15 protein-coding genes are annotated in these 19,287 nt (G+C 66.4%); 4 read left to right on the forward strand and 11 right to left on the reverse strand.

All coding sequences use genetic code 11. The features are described from left to right. Positions 1 to 146 precede the first annotated feature (146 nt). On the reverse strand, positions 147 to 1,424 hold the full coding sequence (locus ACQR50_RS02580; RefSeq protein WP_428969699.1) for an NAD(P)/FAD-dependent oxidoreductase: 1,278 nt from the start codon (positions 1,422 to 1,424) through the stop codon (positions 147 to 149). Between the two features lie 45 nt (positions 1,425 to 1,469). On the opposite strand from ACQR50_RS02580, the gene ACQR50_RS02585 reads away from it, so the two are divergent. Next, positions 1,470 to 2,483, forward strand: coding sequence for a 4-hydroxyproline epimerase (locus ACQR50_RS02585; protein WP_428969700.1), 1,014 nt, complete (start codon positions 1,470 to 1,472; stop codon positions 2,481 to 2,483). A gap of 200 nt (positions 2,484 to 2,683) precedes the next feature. Here ACQR50_RS02585 and ACQR50_RS02590 read toward each other — a convergent pair whose 3' ends face one another. Continuing rightward, positions 2,684 to 3,886: a M24 family metallopeptidase gene (locus tag ACQR50_RS02590; protein WP_428969701.1), complete on the reverse strand. Its 1,203-nt coding sequence runs from the start codon at positions 3,884 to 3,886 to the stop codon at positions 2,684 to 2,686. A gap of 116 nt (positions 3,887 to 4,002) precedes the next feature. After that, positions 4,003 to 5,511: a S10 family peptidase gene (locus ACQR50_RS02595; protein WP_428969702.1), complete on the reverse strand. Its 1,509-nt coding sequence runs from the start codon at positions 5,509 to 5,511 to the stop codon at positions 4,003 to 4,005. A gap of 149 nt (positions 5,512 to 5,660) precedes the next feature. Between ACQR50_RS02595 and uvrA the strand changes: the two genes are divergently transcribed. The 3 genes from uvrA (at position 5,661) to ACQR50_RS02610 (ending at position 10,053) form a co-directional block, all read left to right on the forward strand. Beyond that, the gene (gene uvrA, locus ACQR50_RS02600; RefSeq protein ID WP_428969703.1) at positions 5,661 to 8,561 is read left to right on the forward strand and encodes an excinuclease ABC subunit UvrA; all 2,901 of its coding nucleotides are present in this window, start codon (positions 5,661 to 5,663) and stop codon (positions 8,559 to 8,561) included. Between the two features lie 531 nt (positions 8,562 to 9,092). Beyond that, positions 9,093 to 9,503 carry a glycine zipper 2TM domain-containing protein gene (locus tag ACQR50_RS02605; RefSeq protein ID WP_428969704.1) on the forward strand — a complete coding sequence of 137 codons (411 nt, stop codon included), beginning with the start codon at positions 9,093 to 9,095 and terminating at the stop codon, positions 9,501 to 9,503. 226 nt (positions 9,504 to 9,729) lie between these two features. Continuing rightward, on the forward strand, positions 9,730 to 10,053 hold the full coding sequence (locus ACQR50_RS02610) for a hypothetical protein (RefSeq protein WP_428969705.1): 324 nt from the start codon (positions 9,730 to 9,732) through the stop codon (positions 10,051 to 10,053). Here the strand turns inward: ACQR50_RS02610 and ACQR50_RS02615 are convergent. The 8 genes from ACQR50_RS02615 to ACQR50_RS02650 all read right to left on the reverse strand — a co-directional run bounded on the left by ACQR50_RS02615 (position 10,041) and on the right by ACQR50_RS02650 (position 19,124). Beyond that, a complete protein-coding gene (locus tag ACQR50_RS02615; RefSeq protein WP_428969706.1) occupies positions 10,041 to 11,075 on the reverse strand; it encodes a cell wall hydrolase in 1,035 nt (344 codons plus the stop codon). The two genes, ACQR50_RS02610 and ACQR50_RS02615, sit on opposite strands and share 13 nt — an antisense overlap. Positions 11,076 to 11,248: 173 nt before the next feature. Further along, the gene (locus tag ACQR50_RS02620; RefSeq protein WP_428969707.1) at positions 11,249 to 14,092 is read right to left on the reverse strand and encodes a M16 family metallopeptidase; all 2,844 of its coding nucleotides are present in this window, start codon (positions 14,090 to 14,092) and stop codon (positions 11,249 to 11,251) included. Between the two features lie 27 nt (positions 14,093 to 14,119). Next, positions 14,120 to 14,332 carry a hypothetical protein gene (locus ACQR50_RS02625; RefSeq protein ID WP_184103594.1) on the reverse strand — a complete coding sequence of 71 codons (213 nt, stop codon included), beginning with the start codon at positions 14,330 to 14,332 and terminating at the stop codon, positions 14,120 to 14,122. 23 nt (positions 14,333 to 14,355) lie between these two features. Continuing rightward, positions 14,356 to 15,498 carry a tRNA guanosine(34) transglycosylase Tgt gene (gene tgt, locus ACQR50_RS02630; protein WP_428969708.1) on the reverse strand — a complete coding sequence of 381 codons (1,143 nt, stop codon included), beginning with the start codon at positions 15,496 to 15,498 and terminating at the stop codon, positions 14,356 to 14,358. Beyond that, positions 15,495 to 15,992, reverse strand: a complete 498-nt coding sequence (locus ACQR50_RS02635; RefSeq protein WP_428969709.1) for an EF-hand domain-containing protein — start codon at positions 15,990 to 15,992, stop codon at positions 15,495 to 15,497. Before ACQR50_RS02635 ends, tgt begins: the two co-directional genes overlap by 4 nt. A gap of 68 nt (positions 15,993 to 16,060) precedes the next feature. Further along, on the reverse strand, positions 16,061 to 17,128 hold the full coding sequence (locus tag ACQR50_RS02640; protein ID WP_428969710.1) for an acyltransferase family protein: 1,068 nt from the start codon (positions 17,126 to 17,128) through the stop codon (positions 16,061 to 16,063). Positions 17,129 to 17,313: 185 nt separating this feature from the next. Continuing rightward, positions 17,314 to 18,345 carry a tRNA preQ1(34) S-adenosylmethionine ribosyltransferase-isomerase QueA gene (gene queA, locus ACQR50_RS02645; protein ID WP_428969711.1) on the reverse strand — a complete coding sequence of 344 codons (1,032 nt, stop codon included), beginning with the start codon at positions 18,343 to 18,345 and terminating at the stop codon, positions 17,314 to 17,316. Continuing rightward, on the reverse strand, positions 18,342 to 19,124 hold the full coding sequence (locus tag ACQR50_RS02650; protein WP_056431388.1) for a peptidylprolyl isomerase: 783 nt from the start codon (positions 19,122 to 19,124) through the stop codon (positions 18,342 to 18,344). The genes queA and ACQR50_RS02650 overlap by 4 nt, the downstream gene beginning before the upstream one ends. Positions 19,125 to 19,287: the final 163 nt, after the last annotated feature.

A 19,287-nucleotide genomic window follows, 5' to 3' on the forward strand; every position in this document is an offset into this window, starting at 1 on the left:
GAACATGAATAATATTCGTTAGGCAAAGTTCATTGGAGATACTATAAAGGTTTGTCGTGATAGCATTTGGCTAGTGTTCGTCAAAATTCGTAGACTTTTTGAAAGTCCATTTTCAAATTCACTCGATCTTTGTCGCCTGTACAGGGTCATCCGAACCTGGCCAGGGCGAATGGCTCGAGAGGTACCGGGGTTGCCACATTCTCCACCATCGCCGCCACCAACTCGCCCGTAATCGGGGCGAGCGTCAGGCCGAGATGGTTGTGCCCGAAGGCATAGGACACACCCGTCGTCCCCGGCACTCGCCCGATCGCGGGCAGGTAATCCGGCAACGTAGGCCGCGCGCCCATCCAGGGTTTGGCGTCCTCGCCGATCGGCAGGCCCAGCGCGGCGATATGGTGACGCAGGCGGTTCCACTTGGCGGGATCGGGCTTGGCCTCGGCGCGGGCGAACTCGACGATGCTGGCGGCGCGCAGGCCCCCTGCGAAGCGGGTGACGATCATCGAGCGGTCCTCGAACACCACCGGCGGCAGGTCGGCGGGCCAGTCGACGTCGGGGCCGGTCTGGAGGTGATAGCCGCGCTCAGCGATGATCGGGGCCTTCAGGCCGAAGGGGCGGAGCAGCGCGGCGCTCGCCACGCCCGCCGTCACGACGATCTGGTCGGCGGTCAGGCGGCGATGGTCGGTCAGGCGGACCTCGCCGTCGCTGATCGCCTCGACGCGCGCGATGAGGCGGGTGCCGCCGTCCGCCAGGAAGCGCGCTGTCGTCGTTTCGGCCAGCCGGGTCGGGTCGGCGATCTGGCCGCTGCCCTCGAAACGGATACCGCCAGCGATGGGCACGCGAACCCGGGCGCGCCAGTCCTGCAATTCGGCCTCGGTCAGCGGGCGGAAGCGCGCGGTGCCGGTGTCCGCCGCCTGCCAGTTGGCCAGGCCGCGCGCGGCGCTCTCCGGCGTTTCCCACAGCACGACATGACCGTCTGGGCGGAGCAGATTGGGCTCGCCCAGCGCGGCGACGTGCCGCTGCCATGCGGGCATCGCCTGGGCAAGCAGCGCGGCCAGCGCCTGATGCGAACGTTCGTACCGGGCGGGGCGCGCCGCTTTCAGCAGGCGGAGCGAAAAGGGCAGCCATGTCGCGATCTCGCGCGGCGGCAGGGCGAGTGCGCCGCCGCGGAAGAACAGCCGTTTGGCGAAACCGCGCACCATCGCGGGCGAGGCGATCGGCTCGGCCTGTTCGGTCGCGATATGGCCCGCATTGCCCCAGGACGCGGCGCGCGGAGTGTCCTCCGCCTCGATCATCGTCACCGTCCAGCCGGTGCGTTGCAGTGCGAGTGCGGTGGTGGTGCCGATGACGCCGCCACCCACGACGATGGCGCTGCGGCGGTCCGATGGGTTGGCCGATGGTTGCGCGTGATTTTCCGGCTTGGGCATGACCCTGGTCATATCGTATACGGATTTTACAGCAAGGGAATCCCGATGACGTCACCCACGATCCGCCATACCTTCTTCTGCATCGACGGCCATACGGCGGGCAATCCCGTCCGGCTGGTGGCGGGCGGCGCGCCGCTCCTGCGCGGGTCCAGCATGGCCGAGCGGCGGCTGGATTTTCTGGAGCGGTTCGACTGGATCCGCACCGGCCTGTGTTTCGAGCCGCGCGGGCATGACATGATGTCGGGCGGCTTCCTCTATTCGCCGTGCGAGCCGGACAGCGACGCCGCGATCCTGTTCATCGAGACGAGCGGCTGCCTGCCCATGTGCGGGCATGGCACGATCGGCATGATCACCTTCGGTCTGGAAAACGGCCTGATCACCCCGCGCGAGCCGGGCAAGCTGAAGGTCGAGGTGCCCGCAGGCACCATCCATATCGAATATGAGAAGGCCGGCGCGAAGGTCACCGCCGTTCGTATCCGCAACGTCCCCGCCTATCTGGCGGCCGAGGGGATCGCAATCGACGTGCCGGGCTTCGGTCCGTTGACGCTGGATGTCGCCTATGGCGGCAACTATTATGCGATCATCGAGCCGCAGGGGGCCTATACCGGGCTGGACGATCTGGGCGCGTCGAAGCTGGTCGAACTCAGCCGCACGATCCGCGAACTGGTGCGCGAGAAGTTCGAGCCGGTGCACCCCCTCGAACCCTCGATCCGGGGGGTCAGCCATGTGCTGTGGGCCGACAAGCCCTCGGCCGAGGATGCCGATGGCCGCAACGCGGTGTTCTATGGCGAGCGGGCGATCGACCGGAGCCCTTGCGGCACCGGCACCTCGGCGCGGCTGGCCCATCTGGCGGCGAAGGGGCGGCTCAAGGTCGGCGACCGCTTCGTGCATGAAAGCTATATCCGCAGCCGTTTCATCGGTCGGGTCGAGGAAGCGACCGAACTCGGCGGGCAGACGGCGATCGTGCCGTCGATCCAGGGCTCGGCGGTGTCGACCGGCTACAACACGATCTGGATCGACCGCGAGGACCCGTTCTGGGCAGGGTTCACGGTAGTATAAGGCCGTCGTTCACGCGAAGCCGCGAAGGACTGGATCGACTGCATTCCTCCCCTGCAAGGGGAGGGGGACCGTGCGAAGCATGGTGGAGGGGTGTCCCGGTTTGAGGGGCATCCCACCCTCGCAAAAGGTGACACCCCTCCGTCAGGCCTTCGGCCTGCCACCTCCCCTGCAAGGGGAGGAATAGGATCAAGGGCGATCCTTCAGCCCAGATCGTCGATCGCGGGCTGGGGCTGGGTGAACCAGGCGGCGCCTGTCTCGGTGACGTGGAAATGATCCTCCAGCCGCACGCCGAAGCGGTCGGGCACGACGATCATCGGCTCGTTGGAGAAGCACATGCCCGGCGTCAGCGGGGTCTTGTCGCCGCGCACCAGATAGGCGGGTTCGTGGATCGACAGGCCGATACCGTGACCGGTGCGATGCGGCAGGCCGGGCAGGCGATAGTCGGGGCCGAGGCCCGACCGCTCCAGCACGGCGCGCGCGGCAAAGTCGACCGCCTCGCACGGCTCGCCGGGCCGGACGGCGGCGAAGGCGGCGGCTTGCGCTTCCTTTTCGATGTCCCAGATGCGGCGAACCTCGTCACCGACCTCGCCGAACGCATAGGTCCGGGTGATGTCGCTGTGATAGCCGTCGATCAGCGTGCCGGTGTCGACCAGCACCACGTCACCGTCGCGCAGCACATCGTCCTGCGGCAGGCCATGCGGGAAGGCCGTCGAGCGCCCGAATTGCACCGCGCAAAAATAATTGCCGGTCGACGCACCTAGCGCGCGGTGCGCCTGGTCGATGAAACGGATGACCTCCGACGCGCGGATGCCTTCGTGCAGGATGCGTGCGGCGCGACGATGCACCTCCAGCGTGATGTCCATCGCCTGTTGCATCAGCGCGATCTCGGCAGGCGACTTGATCATGCGGCAACCGTCGACGACCGGCCCGCCATCGACCAAGGCGACGCCCGGCGCGGCGGCGCGGATCCGCTCGACGAACAGGAAGGCCATGGCGGGGTCGATCGCCAAGGTCTGGGCTCCCGCCGCCTTCAGCGCGTCGGCGACCAGCGTGGAGGGGCTTTCATCCTCTTCCCACAGGCGGATGTCGGTGGCGGGGATGGACAGGCCGGCCTCGAACGAGCCCAGTTCGAAGCCGGGGCAGATGAAGATCGGCTCGCCTGATATCGGCAGCAGCATCGCCACCAGTCGCTCGGTCGCGCCCCAGGCGACGCCGGTGAAATAGCGCAAGCTGGCCCCCGCACCGATCAGCAGTGCGTCGGCGCCCATCTGGCCCATCAGTTCGCGCGCGCGGGTCAGCCGCTGCGCCCGTTCCTGTGCGGTGATGACCGGCGCGGGGTTCGCCCAGGGCGACAGGCTCGCCAGTTCGCGTTCTGCCGTCGATCCGCCGATCATTCCTGCCATGTCACTCGCTCCGTTTCGTATACGGTTGGCGTGTTAGCGCGGGTTGGCATGAGGCGCCAGACGGGGCGTCGCCCTCGACACTTCGTCCCGTGCGAACAGAGGTCAGGCCTATCCCATCACCCCCCGTACATCGCCATTGCATCGCGCCGGAACGCCGCGCCGCTGTCGGTGCGGCTGTAGAACATGTGTCCGCCCGGATAGACGTTCAGCTTCACCCGCTGCGCCACGCCATAACTCGGCATCTGGTCGACGATCAGCCGCGACGCGAAGTACGGGCAGGACAGGTCGTCCCAACCGTGCACGATCATCACCTTCATCTTGGGATCGTTGGCGATCGCCTTGCGCAGGTCGGTGACGGGAGCATCCTCGGGCTTGCCGCGATCCCAGGCGCTGTTCACCTCATAGGACAGTGCATGATAGCGGGCGTCGGTCTTCCAGCCCACTTCGCGCGTCACGAAATCGACCATCGCGCTGGTCGTCGGCGCGATCAGCGAATCGAGCAGCGGGTCGTTGGACCGTTGCTGCGACGACCAGGGGAAGGGATCGAAGGCGGTGACGTTCGAATCGTAGATGCTGCCGATCGTCGAATCGTTGCGGTGAATTTCGCGCAGGTACGTCCGCGTATCGATCCGCCCGCCCAGCTTGCGGACCAGGGCCGGGTCCAGCCCGGTCAGCTCGGTGACGCGGGTCACCATCCGGTCGACGGCCTGCGTATCCGACCGCCCGCGCATCAGGTCGCGCAGGTAGTCACCGCGCGCATAGGCCTCGACCCCGGCCATCGCTTCGGGCGTCAGCTTGCCCTGCCGCTCCAACTGGGCGGCGGCCATCGAGGGCAGGTCGATCATCCACGGTAAGGGCGACAGCGCGGTGGCATCGTCGCCCGAGGCGGGGTCGAGATAGGGCGACACCATGATCAGCCCGTTCACCCCGACGCCGATCTGCGACTGAAGTTCATAGGCGATGCGCGGGGCGCGATAGCCGCCATAGCTTTCGCCCATGACGTACTTCGGCGAGCGCAACCGGCCTTCCTTGACCAGCCAGTCATAGACGACCTTGGACAGATATTTGATGTCCGGGTCGTTGGCGAAGAAGGCCTTTTTGGTCTCCGCCTCGTCGACCAGGCTGCGGCTGAAGCCGGTGCCGATCGGATCGATGAAGACCAGGTCGGTGAAGTCCAGCCAGCTATTGGGATTGTCGGTCGTCACCGGCGCGTCGGAGGGCGCATCGCCCTGCGCGCCGAACGGCACGCGCTTGGGGCCCACTGCGCCCAGGTTCAGATAGACCGAGGCCGCGCCCGGCCCGCCGTTGAATGCAAAGGTCACCGGCCGCCGCACATCGCCGCCGGGCACGGTATAGGCGGTATAGACGACCTGCCCGATCTCCTTGCCCTTGTCGTCGCGCACCGCGATCTTGCCGATGGTCGCCTTGTAGTTGACGATCCGGCCGCCGATCCGTGCCGATTGGTTGATCGTCTTGTCGGCGGGCAGGGGCGGACGCTTGCTGTCGTCGTCCTTCGTTTCGGTGGTCGTCTTGGTCTCGGTCTTCTCGGCCTTTTGCGCGAAGGCGGGCGAGGCGGCGCTGGCGGCCAGCAGCAACAGGGCGGTCAGGTGCAAGGTCTTGGACACGTTGGAAACTACTCCCCCTCGAACGGCGATCGATAGGGATCATGCGCCGGACTTCCGCGTTCCCGCAAGCCCGCCCCTCTCGAAACGGCCGTCCCCACTTCCTATCTCGCCTCTGGCCTTCCTCCCGGAACAGAAGTAGAACCTGCCTCATGCTGACCAAGATTTCCGTCCGCGGCGCGCGCGAGCATAATCTCAAGGATGTCGATATCGACATTCCCCGTGACACGCTGACGGTGATCACCGGCCTGTCGGGGTCGGGCAAGTCTTCGCTGGCGTTCGACACCATCTATGCCGAGGGGCAGAGGCGTTACGTCGAGTCGCTGTCGGCCTATGCGCGCCAGTTTCTGGAGATGATGCAGAAGCCGGACGTCGACCATATCGAGGGGCTGTCGCCCGCCATCTCGATCGAGCAGAAGACGACCAGCCGCAATCCGCGTTCGACCGTGGCGACGGTCACCGAAATCTACGACTATATGCGTCTGCTCTGGGCGCGCGTCGGCATCCCCTATAGCCCGGCGACCGGCGAGCCGATCGCGGCGCAGACGGTCAGCCAGATGGTCGACCGGGTGATGACCCTGCCCGAGGGGACGCGCCTCTATCTGCTCGCCCCGGTCGTGCGCGGTCGCAAGGGCGAGTATCGCAAGGAAATGGCCGAGTGGCAGAAGGCGGGCTTCACCCGCGTCCGCATCGACGGCCAGCTCTACGAAATCGATGAGGCCCCTGCGCTCGACAAGAAGTTCAAGCACGACATCGAGGTGGTCGTCGACCGTCTGGTCGTACGCGAGGACATTGCCACGCGCCTGGCCGACAGTTTCGAGACCGCGCTGAAGCTGGCGGACGGCCTGGCCTATGTCGACCCCGCCGATCCGGTCGAGCCCGCGACGCCCAAATCCGCCGTGCTGGGCAACAACGCGCCCGATGGCCGCATCGTGTTTTCGGAAAAGTTCGCCTGCCCGATCAGCGGCTTCACCATTTCCGAGATCGAGCCGCGCCTGTTCTCGTTCAACGCGCCGCAGGGCGCGTGCCCGGCCTGCGACGGTCTGGGCGAGAAGCTGATCTTCGACGAGGACCTGGTCGTCCCCAATCACGAGCTGTCGATCAAGAAGGGCGCGGTCGTGCCCTGGGCCAAGTCCAACCCGCCCAGCCCCTATTATATGCAGGTGCTCGGCAGCCTGGCGCGCGAGTTCGGTTTCTCGCTGGAGACGCCGTGGAAGGATCTGGAGGACAAGGTCCGCGAGGCGATCCTGCATGGCACCAAGGGCAAGGCGGTCACGCTGACCTTTGTCGACGGCAAGAAGTCGTACGACGTGAAGAAGCCGTTCGAGGGCGTGATCGGCAATCTCAACCGCCGGATGCTCCAGACCGAGAGCGCCTGGATGCGCGAGGAACTGGCCAATTACCAATCGTCGCAGCCCTGCGAAGTCTGCCACGGCGCGCGGTTGAAGCCCGAGGCGCTGGCGGTGAAGATCGCGATGCAGGACATCAGCTACGCCACCCATCTGTCGGTGGTCGATGCGCTGGCTTTCTTCACCGGCCTGCCCGAACATCTGACCGACCAGCAACGCGCCATCGCCCAGCCGATCCTCAAGGAGATCGTCGAGCGGCTGGGCTTCCTCAACAATGTCGGCCTCGACTATCTGAATCTCGATCGGACCAGCGGCACGCTGTCCGGCGGTGAGAGCCAGCGCATCCGGCTGGCGTCGCAGATCGGCTCGGGGCTGTCGGGTGTGTTGTACGTGCTCGACGAGCCGTCGATCGGGCTTCACCAGCGCGACAACGACATGCTGCTCGCCACGCTGCGCCGGTTGCGCGACCTGGGCAACACCGTGTTGGTCGTCGAGCATGACGAGGATGCGATCCGCACCGCCGACTATGTCATCGACATGGGGCCGGGCGCGGGCGTGCATGGCGGCCAGATCGTCGCGCATGGGACGCTGAAGCAACTGCTCAAGTCCAAGACCAGCGTCACCGCCGACTATCTGAACGGCACGCGCGAGGTCGCGGTCCCGGCCAAGCGCCGCAAGGGTTCGGGCAAGAAGTTGACGGTGCACAAGGCGACCGCCAACAATCTGCAAGGCGTGACCGCAAGCATTCCGCTGGGCACCTTCACCTGCATCACCGGCGTGTCGGGGTCGGGCAAGTCGAGCTTCACCATCGACACGCTCTATGCCGCCGCCGCGCGGTCGCTGAACGGTGCGCGCATCCTGGCGGGCAAGCATGAGAAGATCACCGGGCTCGACCATCTCGACAAGGTGATCGACATCGACCAGTCGCCGATCGGTCGCACGCCGCGTTCGAACCCGGCGACCTATACCGGTGCCTTCACCCAGATCCGCGACTGGTTCGCCGGACTGCCGGAGGCGCAGGCACGCGGCTACAAGCCCGGCCGGTTCAGCTTCAACGTCAAGGGCGGGCGGTGCGAGGCGTGCCAGGGCGACGGCGTGCTCAAGATCGAGATGCACTTCCTGCCCGACGTCTATGTCACCTGCGACGTGTGCCACGGGGCGCGCTACAATCGCGAGACGCTGGAGGTGAAGTTCAAGGGCCACTCGATCGCCGATGTGCTCGACATGACGGTCGAGGACGCCGCCGAGTTCTTCCAGGCGGTGCCGCCGATCCGCGACAAGATGGCGATGCTGGTCGAGGTGGGGCTGGGTTACGTCAAGGTCGGCCAGCAGGCGACGACCCTGTCGGGCGGCGAGGCGCAGCGGGTGAAGCTGGCCAAGGAATTGTCGCGCCGCGCGACGGGCAACACGCTCTACATCCTCGACGAGCCGACGACCGGGTTGCATTTCGAGGATGTGCGCAAGCTGCTCGAAGTGCTCCACGCGCTGGTCGAGCAGGGCAATACGGTGGTGGTGATCGAGCATAATCTCGATGTCATCAAGACCGCCGACTGGATCGTCGATCTGGGCCCCGAGGGCGGTGTGAAGGGCGGCGAGATCGTTGCGGTCGGAACGCCGGAAGTCGTCGCCGCCGAACCGCGGAGCTTTACGGGCAAGTATCTGAAGCCATTGCTCGACAAGGGGCAGGCGCAGGCGGCGGAGTAAGTCCTCTCCGGGACGGGGGTGTGCGGGTTTTTATAGGCCCCTGCATTGAAGATGGTGCGGCCTGTACCAGGAAGCGTGTGCAGGCCGCGTCATAGTGAAGGCGGTCGTCCGCCTGAGGCGAACGTGACCGAGCCGAAGGGAAGGCCTTCTCTCCTTTCTGCCACCCCGGCGAAGGCCGGGGTCCAGTTGCGGAACGGTCGGGGTCACCTGCGGCGGCCACCCAACTGGATCCCGGCCTTCGCCGGAATAGTATGACGGGTCGTTAGCGAGCTTCGGTCGAGACGTCGCTTGGCTTGGAGAATAGGCTTGCCACCTCCCTGCGTTGATAGGGTATCCCTTGGCCTTCGACTTCGCTCAGGCTGAACGGAGGTTGGATATGGCCCGGGTGCTTCCCCGTTCGCACCGAGCGAAGTCGGAGGGCACGCCCCCACCTGCAAACCCACACCCGAAATCCCGGCAAAACCCCTTAACATATCGCAACCTTTGGCCCCGCAAAGCGATTCCCCCGCATCACCCATGAGGGAGGATGTAATGCGTGCATGGACACTCGGCCTGATCGGGGCCGCGACGCTGGTTTCCGGTTGTTCCACCTATGACAATGGCTATGGCGGCTTCGGCGGCGGCCCACGTTATGCCTATGACTATAACCGGCCTGATCCCGCTTATGGCGGCTATTATGCCGACCGTTATTATGTCGACAATGCGCGCTATCGCGAGCGGCGGCTGAGCCGGAACGACCGTGTCTATGTCGGGCAGGACGGCCGCTATTATTGTCGTCGCAACGACGGCACCACCGGCCTGATCGTCGGCGGTATCGCGGGCGGCGCGCTGGGCGCGGCGATCACCTCGGGCGGGTCGCAGACGCTCGGCACGCTACTGGGTGCAGCGGGCGGTGCACTGGCCGGACGCGCGATCGAGCGGGACAATGTCCGCTGCCGCTAAACCCGGCTGTTGACGTTCGACAAACGATTGGGCCGGACCTCTCCCTGTTGTAAGGAGAGGTCCGGCCTTGTCGTGTCCGGCGCCAATAAACGCCGGATGAACGGCATGTCACTTTCTGCGACAATTGGCGACATATTAGCTAAGTCGTTGGTATAGCTTTGCGATTGTCGGGACCCATATTGCGGATCGGGCCAGTAATCGCCCGCTTTATTATGGGAGTGTCATCATGAAGGCCATGATCCTTGCAAGCCTGGGTTTCGCCACCATCGCCGTCCCCACGGTCGCCGAGGCACAGCGCTGGACCCCGATCGCGCAGCGCCAGGGCCAGTTGCAGCAGCGGATCGACCAGGGCATCCGCTCGGGCGCGCTCAACCGGCGCGAGGCGGGGCGGCTCCAGTCCGAACTGCGCGGCCTGAGCCAGCTCGAATATCGTTATCGCCGGTCGGGCGGTGGCCTGAGCGTCTCGGAGCGCAATGATCTGGACCGTCGCTATGCGATGCTGAGCCGTCAGGTCCGCTTCCAGAAGAACGATCGCAATTACCGCCGCTGATCGGTGACGGCCGCCCGGCTTGGCAAATTCGAGTTCGGAAGGTTCGGGCGCGGCGCATCGGGCCGCTCGATCGGGCGGCCGCTATCCTTCCATTTGTCCAGTATCTGGCCCGATGTGGCCAGCCGGTCGCTGATCCCCGTTTCGCGTGGCGGAGCGGGGGTCGGCGTTTCGCGAGTCTGGGCAGGGCGCGGCGGTACGGGCGTCGCGCCGGGCAGAGGCGGTACGGGCAGCGTCGCTGGCACGGGCGGCAGAACCTCGCTACTCGCCGTTTCAGTTGCCGGAGCAGGCGCGAGCACGGGAAGCACCTCTCCCCCCGCATAGGCGCGGCTCATCGCAGCGGCGGTGCCCCAATAGCCCTTCCAGCGATGGAAAAGATGCGCGCCGACCATGTCGGTCATCACCATGGCGCGGTTCCAGGCCGGGGCTACGGCAAAGGTATGGTAATGCGTCGCCAGCCCGACCGGCGCATAGACTCCGCCCGACAGCGCCGCCGCCGCGACCTGCGCCGCGCGCGACCAGCCGGTGACGGCGGGGGTACGGGACAGGGCGCCGTCGCAGGCGAAGCTGAACTGGCAATGCGCGCGCTCGACCCCCTGATAGACGACGCCGCATACCGTGGTGGGGAAGGCGGGATGCCGCGCGCGGTTGAGCACGACCTGCGCCACGGCGCGCTGCCCGTCGATGCTTTCGCCACCCGCTTCGTAATAGATGGCGGCGGTCAGGCATTGCATCGCGCGCGCGCGATCGATCGCGCCCGCGCGGCCCCATGCAAAGGGCCGGGCCGCCACCACGCCGCTATCGGCTAAGTTGGCCCCCGGCGGGATCGGCAAGGCAGGCAGGGCGACGGTGCCGGTGCTGCCGTCGATGGCGGGTAGGGCGTCGGCGACGGGAGCGGTGGCGGGTGTGGAGCGGCGTTGCGGCGTTGCGACGGCTACAGGCTTCGCCCGCCTGGCACCCTGGGCGGCCAGAATGAGGCCGAACGTCAGCATCAGGCCGAGCAGCGCCAGCCAGACCTGTATCATCCGCCTTACTGTCCGCTTCGCCACCCGCAATGTGGGGAATCCTCCAGCCCTGCCACTCTCGGGTTATGGTTATACCCGCGAGGGTTAAGGATTTTGCGTAGCGGCGGATCTGCCCCTCCACCATCCTTCGGATGGTCCCCCTCCCCAAGCAGAGCTTGGGGAGGAATGGGGGGTCAGCGTAGTTTCGGCGAGTCGAGATTGACCGAGGCGGCCGGGATCACCTCCACCTCGGGATGCGCCTGACGCAGCGCGGGCAGGAACTGTTTGGCGTCGCCGACCACGATGATGCTGGCCGCCTTGGGATCGAGAAGCGTGGCCGAAACCGACTCCACCGCCGCCGGGTCCACCGCCTGGACACGCGGGATATAGCGGCTCAGTTCCTCCAGCGGCACGCCTTGCAGCGTATAGTTGGCCAATATGTCGGCGATGCCGTCGGTCGTCTCGATCGTGCGGCCGAAATTGCCGACCAGTACCGCCTGCCGCGTCGCCAGTTCGTCCTGCGGCACGGGCGCGGTGCCCAGCTTGCGCATCTCGGCATCGATCAGTCCGACGACTTCGGCGGCCGAGGGGTTCTTGGTCTGGGTCCGCGCGGAGATCAGGCCGATGTCACGCCCCGTCGCCACCGAGCTGCCCGCGCCGTAAGCCAGCCCGCGCTTGATGCGGATTTCCTGGTTGAGCCGCGACGAGAAGCCGCCGCCCAGCACGGTATTCGCCACCGCCAGCGGGTAATAGCGGTCATCGGCGCGGCGGATGCCCGAACGAGCGACGACCACCCCCGCCTGTCCGGCATCGGGCATGTCGACGACGATGACGCGCGGCGCGGGGAAGGCGGGTTCGGGGGGCTTGGCCGTCGTCGTCGCGGCGGCTCCGGCGACCCGCCAATTGCCCAGATAGCGCTCGGCGACCTGTTGGGCCTGGGCGGGGGTCACGTCGCCGACCAGCAGCAGCGTCGCCTGACCCGGTTTCCAGCTGCGCGCATAGGCGGCGGTCAGGTCGGCACGGGTCAGCCCCTTCAGCGAAGCGGGCGTACCCGACAGCGGCTGGCCATAAGGACGCGCGCCATAGACCACGCGGTCGGCGACCATCGCCGACAGCTGTGCCGGATTCTGCATGGCGACGTTCAGGCTGTCGATCGACTGGGTGCGGGCGCGGTCGATCTCCTCCTGCTTGAAGGCGGGGTTGGTCGCGACATCGGCCAATATAGTCATCGCCGTGCCGAGCTGCGCCGAGGGGACGGTGAGGTCGATGGTCGCGCCGTCATCCGAGGCGCCCGCCGCAATTGATCCGCCCAGGCTTTCGACCGCGCGTGCGATCTCGGTCGCCGAGCGGGTCGTGGTGCCCTTGGTCATCAGCTCGGACGACAGGCTGCTCGCGCCCGCCTTGCCCACCGGATCGGTCGCCGCACCGCCCAGCGCCACCAGCGAGGCGGTGACGAGCGGCAAATCGTGCCGCTCGACCGTCACGACGCGCAGGCCGTTGGGCAGCGTAGTCGCGACCGGTTGCGGCAGGGTGGGGGCGATGGCCGCGCCGGGCGCCGGGGGCAGGATGCGCTGCCCCTCGGGGGCGGGCGTCACCACCTCGATATTGGCGGGCGGGGTCAGCGCCGCGGTCTGGACCGTCGGCGCGATCTCGATCGGCATCAGGCGGACATTCGCGGGGCGTTCGCTGTCGGGCAGGTAGCGGATGGTCGCGCCCTGGCTGTCCTTCAGATAGGCACGGGCGACGCGCTGGATATCGGCGGCCGTCACCTTCTGTACGGCGGCGATCTGTCGGTCGGCGGCGCTGGGGTCGCCGTCGACGATGACGCTGTTGGCGATCAGGTTGGCCTTGCCCTCGGCGGTTTCCCGCTGCTTGAGCGCGGCGGTCAGCAGTTCGTTCTTCGCCTCGGCCAGTTCGGTGGCGGAGACGGGGGCGTCACGCAGCCGGGCGACCTCCTTCTTCAGCGCCGCCTCGCCCTCGGCCACCGGCTTGCCGCTCGCCATCATCGCATAGAGGACGATGTTGCCGGTCGACTGCTTGGTGTCGAGAAAGGTCGCGGCCGACTGGGCCAGCTGGTCGCGGTACACCAGGTCCTCGTACAGCCGCGAGCTTTCGCCCGCCGACAGGATGGCGTTCAGCACCATCAGCGCGGGGGTATCGGCGCTGCGTTCGGGCGGGATGTGATAGCTGATCAGGACGGCGGGCAGCGGCGTGTTGGGCTCGTAGACGGTACGCGACACGGCTTGTGTCCGTGCCGGTTCCTGCACGGTGACGCGCGGGATCGCGGTAACGGGCCGCTTGATGTTCGCAAAATACTGGTCGACCCAGCGGTTCAGCTGCGCGGGGTCGAAATTGCCCGACACGACCAGCACCGCATTGTCGGGCCGGTAATAGGTGGCATGGAAGGCGCGGACGTCATCGATGCCCGCCGACTCCAGTTCCTCCAGGCTGCCGATGCCCGGCCGCGCATAGGGGTGCACGCTGTACGCCAGCTTGGGGTAATAGATGGAGAACAGCTTGCCGTATGGCTGGGCGAGGGTGCGCTGGCGCAGTTCCTCCTTCACCACGTCGCGTTCGCTGGCGAAGCTCTTGGGCTCGACGACCAGCGCGGCCATGCGGTCGGCTTCCGCGAACAGCAGGCGCTGCAGATGGTTGGCGGGCACCACCTCGAAATAATTGGTGTAGTCGTCGGCGGTGGAGGCGTTGTTATAGCCGCCGACATCTTCGGTCAGGCGATCCATCTGTTCGGGGACGAGGTTGCGCGTCGCCTTGAACATCAGATGCTCGAACATGTGCGCAAAGCCCGAGCGGCCCTTGGGATCGTCCTTCGACCCGACATCGTACCAGACCTGGACCGAGACGTTGGGCGTCGTCGTGTCGCGAATGGCATAGACGCGCAGGCCGTTGGGCAGGGTACGCGTGGTGAAGTCGATGGGCTTCACGCCTTCCGTGCGCGCCGGGCTCGGCGCGGTTTGCGCTCCTGCCAGCGAGGGAAGGGCGGCGACGCCGAGCAGAAGCGCGGCACGGAAAAGGCGCATGAAAACCCTCGTTTCAGTGGAAGCGGATTATTTGGACTTGTTGCGCGTGCCGTACAGCACCGCCGCCGCGATCGCGGCCGAACCGATGCCGACGCCCAGGCCGATCTTGCCCATCGGCCAGTTGCGCGTCTTTTCCTTGATCGACGTGGCGGTCGCCTCGGCGGCGGCGACGGCGTGATCCTTGGCCTCCTTGGCGGCGGCGAGGATTTCGTTGGGGGCGTCTTCGCTATGATCGGTCATGCTACTCTCCTACTCGACCCGAATTATTGACCGGCAGCGTAGCGCGCCCGGAAGTCGTCCGCAAAGGCCGTGAGGCGGCCTTCGGCGATGGCGGCGCGCAGATCGGCCATCATCTGCTGATAGAACCAGATATTATGCTCGGTCATCAGCATCGCGCCCAGGATTTCGCCCGCGCGGACCAGATGGTGGAGATAGGCCCGGCTCCAGGTCGCACAGACCGGGCAGCCACAGACGGGGTCGAGCGGGCCCTGATCCTCGGCGAAGCGCGCATTGCGGATGTTGATCGGACCCTGCCGCGTAAAGGCCTGCCCCGTGCGGCCCGAGCGGGTCGGCAGCACGCAGTCGAACATGTCCACGCCGCGCTCGACCGCGCCGACGATATCGGTCGGCTTGCCCACGCCCATCAGGTAACGCGGCTTTTCGACCGGCAGCTGGCCTGGCGCGAAGTCGAGGCAGCCGAACATCGCCTCCTGCCCCTCACCGACCGCGAGGCCACCGATCGCATAGCCGTCGAACCCGATGTCGATCAGCGCATCGGCGGAGGATTTGCGGAATCCCTCGTCCAGCGCACCCTGCTGGATGCCGAAGATCGCATTGTCCTCGGCATGTTGTCCGCCCGCGTCGAAGGCGTCGCGACTGCGCTTCGCCCAGCGCATCGAGCGTTCCATCGCGCTCGCCTGCACCTCGCGCGTCGAAGTCGTCGGGACAAGTTCGTCGAATGCCATGACGATGTTGGAGCCGAGCAGCCGCTGGATCTCGATCGAGCGTTCGGGGCTGAGCAGGTGTCGGGTGCCGTCGAGATGGCTCTTGAACGCCACGCCGTCCTCGGACCGCTTGGTCAGCTCGGCCAGGCTCATCACCTGATAGCCGCCCGAATCGGTCAGGATCGGCCGGTCCCAGCCCATGAAGCCGTGCAGGCCCCCCAACCGGTTCACCCGCTCGGCCCCTGGGCGCAGCATCAGGTGATAGGTGTTGCCCAGGATGATGTCCGCGCCGCTCGCGCGCACGTCGCCGGGCTTCATCGCCTTGACGGTCGCGGCGGTGCCGACGGGCATGAAGGCGGGGGTGCGGATCTCGCCCCGCTTCATGGCGATGGTGCCGGTGCGGGCGCGGCCGTCAGTGGCGTGGATGGCGAACGAAAAGCGGGGGGAGAAGCGGGCGGTCATTTTCTGTCTCGGGGCCGAAGCGGGCCGGTCGGGCCGTTGGCGTCAACGGGGGTGGTACGGATGGTCAGCGCCTCGGCGCGGCTGATCGCGCCGTCCTGGTCGCGATCGAAGCGCGAGAACAGGCGCGAGAAATGGGCCTGAAGTTCGGCCAGGGTGATGCGGTTGTCGCTGTTCTTGTCGACATCGAACGGGCTGGGCAGCGCGTTGCGATCCCCCAGCCAGCGCTCGGCCCAGTCGGCGAACTGGAGATAGCCGATCGATCCCTGATGCGTGGTGTCGATCGCGTCATAGCTACGCTTGACGCCCGCCTCCATCTCTGCGCGGCTGGTCTTGCCGTCGCCGTCGCTGTCGAGCGTCGCGATCATCATCGCCACCGGCTCGACCACCATGGTCGCGGGCGTCTGCGCGAAGGGTTTGGGGCGTGCGGTGACGACGACCGTATTGTCCGCGCCCGGCGTCGATTGCAGCAGAAGAGCGAGTAACAACATGGCCATGGACGCGGTAACGGATCAGGGCGGGCGGAGGCAACATGATAACGCCGCCCCCCCCGTTATCGCGCAGGTCAGCGGCCGGCTTCGGCCTTTATGACCGACGACGTCCGATGCGCCGGCATGAGCCATCGCCGAACGGCGCGGGTCAACGGCCCCTCGACGAACAGATGGACCAGGATACCCAGCGCGATCGCCGCGATGACCGAGAGCAGATGCGCCAGGCCGCCATGATGGGCGAGGACCGGCAGGACCCGGCTCGCCTGACCATAGGCCAGGGTGACGGCCTCGAACCCGAACTGCTGAAACAGATAGATGGAGAAGGACGCATTGCCGAGCAGGATGAGCCAGCGACTGTGCGGGACCCAGCACAGACGTTCGATGATGAGGGCCATTCCGACCACGGCGATGGCGATGGGGGCGAAGCCGAGGCGATCGTCCCAATAGCCCCAGATCGAGGAGAGGATGACCAGCGCTGCCAGCCAGGTGATCGTTTCCCGCCATGCCCGGCGCTGGAGTGTCGCCCCGAACAGGCGGCCCAGCATCGCTCCCGCCAGGAACTCCAGGATGATGGGATTGGTGTAGGTCTGCCAGACCGGCGCGCCGTGCGAGACGCCATAGCCCAATATGACGAACGCCAGGAACACGAGGCTCAGCACCATGATTCGCCGATGCGGCGGGGCCAGCAGGGTGACGGCGAACAGGGCGTAGAAGAACATCTCGAAATTGAGAGTCCAGCCCAGATACACCATCGGGTAGATGCCCGGCATGGCCGCATTATGCGTCGGAATGAAAAGCAGCGATTTGAGCAGGAATAGCGGACTGGCGATCGCGCCGTGGAAATGCAGGCCGACGGCGACGATGAGGTATGCCGTCAAGGTCGCGACATAATAAAGCGGAAGGATGCGCGTCGCGCGGTCCAGCAGAAAACGGCCCGGCGTCACGGCTCGGGCATCCGTCATGATGACCATGATAAAGCCGCTGATGACGAAGAAGATATCCACGCCATGGCTGCCCATGGCGAATAAGGGGCCATGTCCGCGAAACTGGTGGAACACCACCACCCAGATCGCCGCGATGGCCCGGAGATATTGGATCGCCCATATAGGAGCGACCCGTGCTGTTGCCCCCTGGTTCGTCATGCTGTCGACATAGCATACGATTGCGCAGCTTTTTGTACGTATTGCCCGTACAATATCGCTTTAGCTCGATTCCGTTTCAGATCGGGCCAGACTCATGAAAAAATTTTCATGAATCGCGTTTCAAGGCGTCGGGGTCGCCGGAGTGTCGCCCTGACACCCCGGCAATTCGGAGAAAGTCCAGCCCCTCAGGCCGTCGGCAGCAGCAGTGATGCGTCGCCGTAGGAATAGAAGCGATACGCGTTCGCGATCGCATGGGCATAGGCCGCCTGCATCCGGTCCAGCCCCATCAGCGCCGAGACCAGCATGAACAGGGTCGAGCGCGGCAGATGGAAATTGGTCATCAGCCCGTCGATGCCGCGAAAGCGATAGCCTGGCGTGATGAAGATCGCGGTATCGCCCTCGAACGGACGGATCACGCCGTCTTCGCCCGCCGCGCTCTCGATCAGGCGCAGCGAGGTGGTGCCGACCGCGATCACCCGGCCGCCGCGTGCCTTGACGGCGTTCAGCCGGTCGGCGGTGGCGGCGTCGATGCGGCCCCATTCGGCGTGCATCTTGTGGTCGACCGTGTCCTCCGCCTTGACGGGCAGGAAGGTGCCCGCACCGACATGCAGGGTCAGCGTCGCATGCTCGATCCCCGCCCCGGCCAATGATTCCAGCAGTTCGGGCGTGAAGTGCAGCGCCGCCGTGGGCGCGGCGACCGCGCCCGGCTCGTTGGCGAACATGGTCTGATAGTCGTCGGCGTCCATTTCCGTGACGCCCCGCTTCTGCGCGATATAGGGGGGCAGGGGCATGGTGCCCGCCCGCTCCAGCAGCAGTTCGACGGGTTCCTCGCCCGCGAAGTCGAGTGCGAAGCTGCCATCCTCGGCCCGGTCGCGCGCGGTGGCGGAGACGCCCGCGCCGAAGTCGATCACGTCGCCGTCGCGCAACCGCTTGGCGTTGCGGATGAAGGCGCGCCAACGTCGCGTGCCTTCGCGCTTGTGCAAGGTCGCGCCGATCCGCGCCTCTCCCCGCACGCCTTCCAACTGGGCGGGAATGACGCGGGTGTCGTTGAACACCAGCAGGTCGCCCGCGCGCAAGGCAGCGGGCAGGTCGCTCACCCGCTGGTCACGGGTGGCGTCACCGTCGAGGACCAGCATCCGCGCCGAGTCGCGCGGGGATGCGGGGTATAGCGCGATCCGCTCGGGCGGCAGCGCGAAGTCGAACAGGTCTACGTTCACTTGGTGGCCGTTGCCGCCTTCTTGGCGGGAGCCGCCTTCGGGGCGGGGCGGCGCGCGGGGGTGATGGTGACGGGCTTGGGCGCCGCGCCCGGCAGGGTCACGGGCGCACCCAGATTGGGGGCGGGGGCCTGGGGCATCGGCACATAGGCCGGGGGATTGTCCGCCGCGACATAGGCGTGGACGATCCGGCTCGGGTTCGCGGGCGGCTCGCCCCGCTCGATCCGGTCGACATATTGCATGCCGTCGATCACCCGGCCGAACACCGTGTACTTCTTGTCGAGCGCGAAGCGCGGCTGGAAGACGATGTAGAACTGGCTGTTGGCGCTGTTGGGATCGTCGGCGCGCGCGGCGGCCACCGATCCGCGGACGTGCGGCAGATAGTTGAACTCCGAGGGCACGTTGGGCAGGTCCGAGCCGCCGGTGCCGTCGCCCTTGGGATCGCCGCCCTGCGCCATGAAGCCGTCGATCACGCGGTGGAAGACCAGGCCGTCATAGAAATGACGGCGGGTCAGCGTCTTGATCCGCTCGACCATCTTGGGCGCGACATCGGGGCGCAGCCAGATCGTCACGCGACCGCCGGTCGACAGGTCGAGCAGCCAGAGATTCTCCTTGTCGGTGACGGGCGGCGGGGTGGCGCGGCCGGTGACATTGTCCTCCAGAACCTGCGCGGCCTTGGCGGGGGAGGTGAATTTCGGCTGGGCCTGGGTCTGAGCTTGCGCCTGCGCCGGAACGGCGATCGGGCTGGCCATCAACATGGCAAGAGCGGCGAGAACGCGCATCATATCTCTACGACAAGGGAAGGAATGGGCAGGCTGTAGAGCAAATCGCCCCTTGCGCCAATCTGAACCTTTGGATGTCGTCATCCTCCCCGGAACGGGGAGGGGGACCATGCGCAGCATGGTGGAGGGGGCCGTCGGCTGGGGATGTCCTATGAGGAAGCCC

It is taken from the genome of Sphingomonas sp. Xoc002 (assembly GCF_050408055.1).
Lineage (GTDB): Bacteria > Pseudomonadota > Alphaproteobacteria > Sphingomonadales > Sphingomonadaceae > Sphingomonas > Sphingomonas yabuuchiae.

Coding starts and splice junctions, on each gene's coding strand:
- uvrA (WP_428969703.1), top strand. CDS start 5,661: ATGCTGACCAAGATTTCCGTCCGCGGCGCGCGCGAGCATAATCTCAAG.
- ACQR50_RS02610 (WP_428969705.1), top strand. CDS start 9,730: ATGAAGGCCATGATCCTTGCAAGCCTGGGTTTCGCCACCATCGCCGTC.
- ACQR50_RS02640 (WP_428969710.1), bottom strand. CDS start 17,128: ATGACGAACCAGGGGGCAACAGCACGGGTCGCTCCTATATGGGCGATC.
- ACQR50_RS02635 (WP_428969709.1), bottom strand. CDS start 15,992: ATGGCCATGTTGTTACTCGCTCTTCTGCTGCAATCGACGCCGGGCGCG.
- ACQR50_RS02585 (WP_428969700.1), top strand. CDS start 1,470: ATGACGTCACCCACGATCCGCCATACCTTCTTCTGCATCGACGGCCAT.
- tgt (WP_428969708.1), bottom strand. CDS start 15,498: ATGACCGCCCGCTTCTCCCCCCGCTTTTCGTTCGCCATCCACGCCACT.
- ACQR50_RS02590 (WP_428969701.1), bottom strand. CDS start 3,886: ATGGCAGGAATGATCGGCGGATCGACGGCAGAACGCGAACTGGCGAGC.
- ACQR50_RS02625 (WP_184103594.1), bottom strand. CDS start 14,332: ATGACCGATCATAGCGAAGACGCCCCCAACGAAATCCTCGCCGCCGCC.
- ACQR50_RS02615 (WP_428969706.1), bottom strand. CDS start 11,075: ATGATACAGGTCTGGCTGGCGCTGCTCGGCCTGATGCTGACGTTCGGC.
- ACQR50_RS02580 (WP_428969699.1), bottom strand. CDS start 1,424: ATGCCCAAGCCGGAAAATCACGCGCAACCATCGGCCAACCCATCGGAC.
- ACQR50_RS02650 (WP_056431388.1), bottom strand. CDS start 19,124: ATGCGCGTTCTCGCCGCTCTTGCCATGTTGATGGCCAGCCCGATCGCC.
- ACQR50_RS02620 (WP_428969707.1), bottom strand. CDS start 14,092: ATGCGCCTTTTCCGTGCCGCGCTTCTGCTCGGCGTCGCCGCCCTTCCC.
- ACQR50_RS02605 (WP_428969704.1), top strand. CDS start 9,093: ATGCGTGCATGGACACTCGGCCTGATCGGGGCCGCGACGCTGGTTTCC.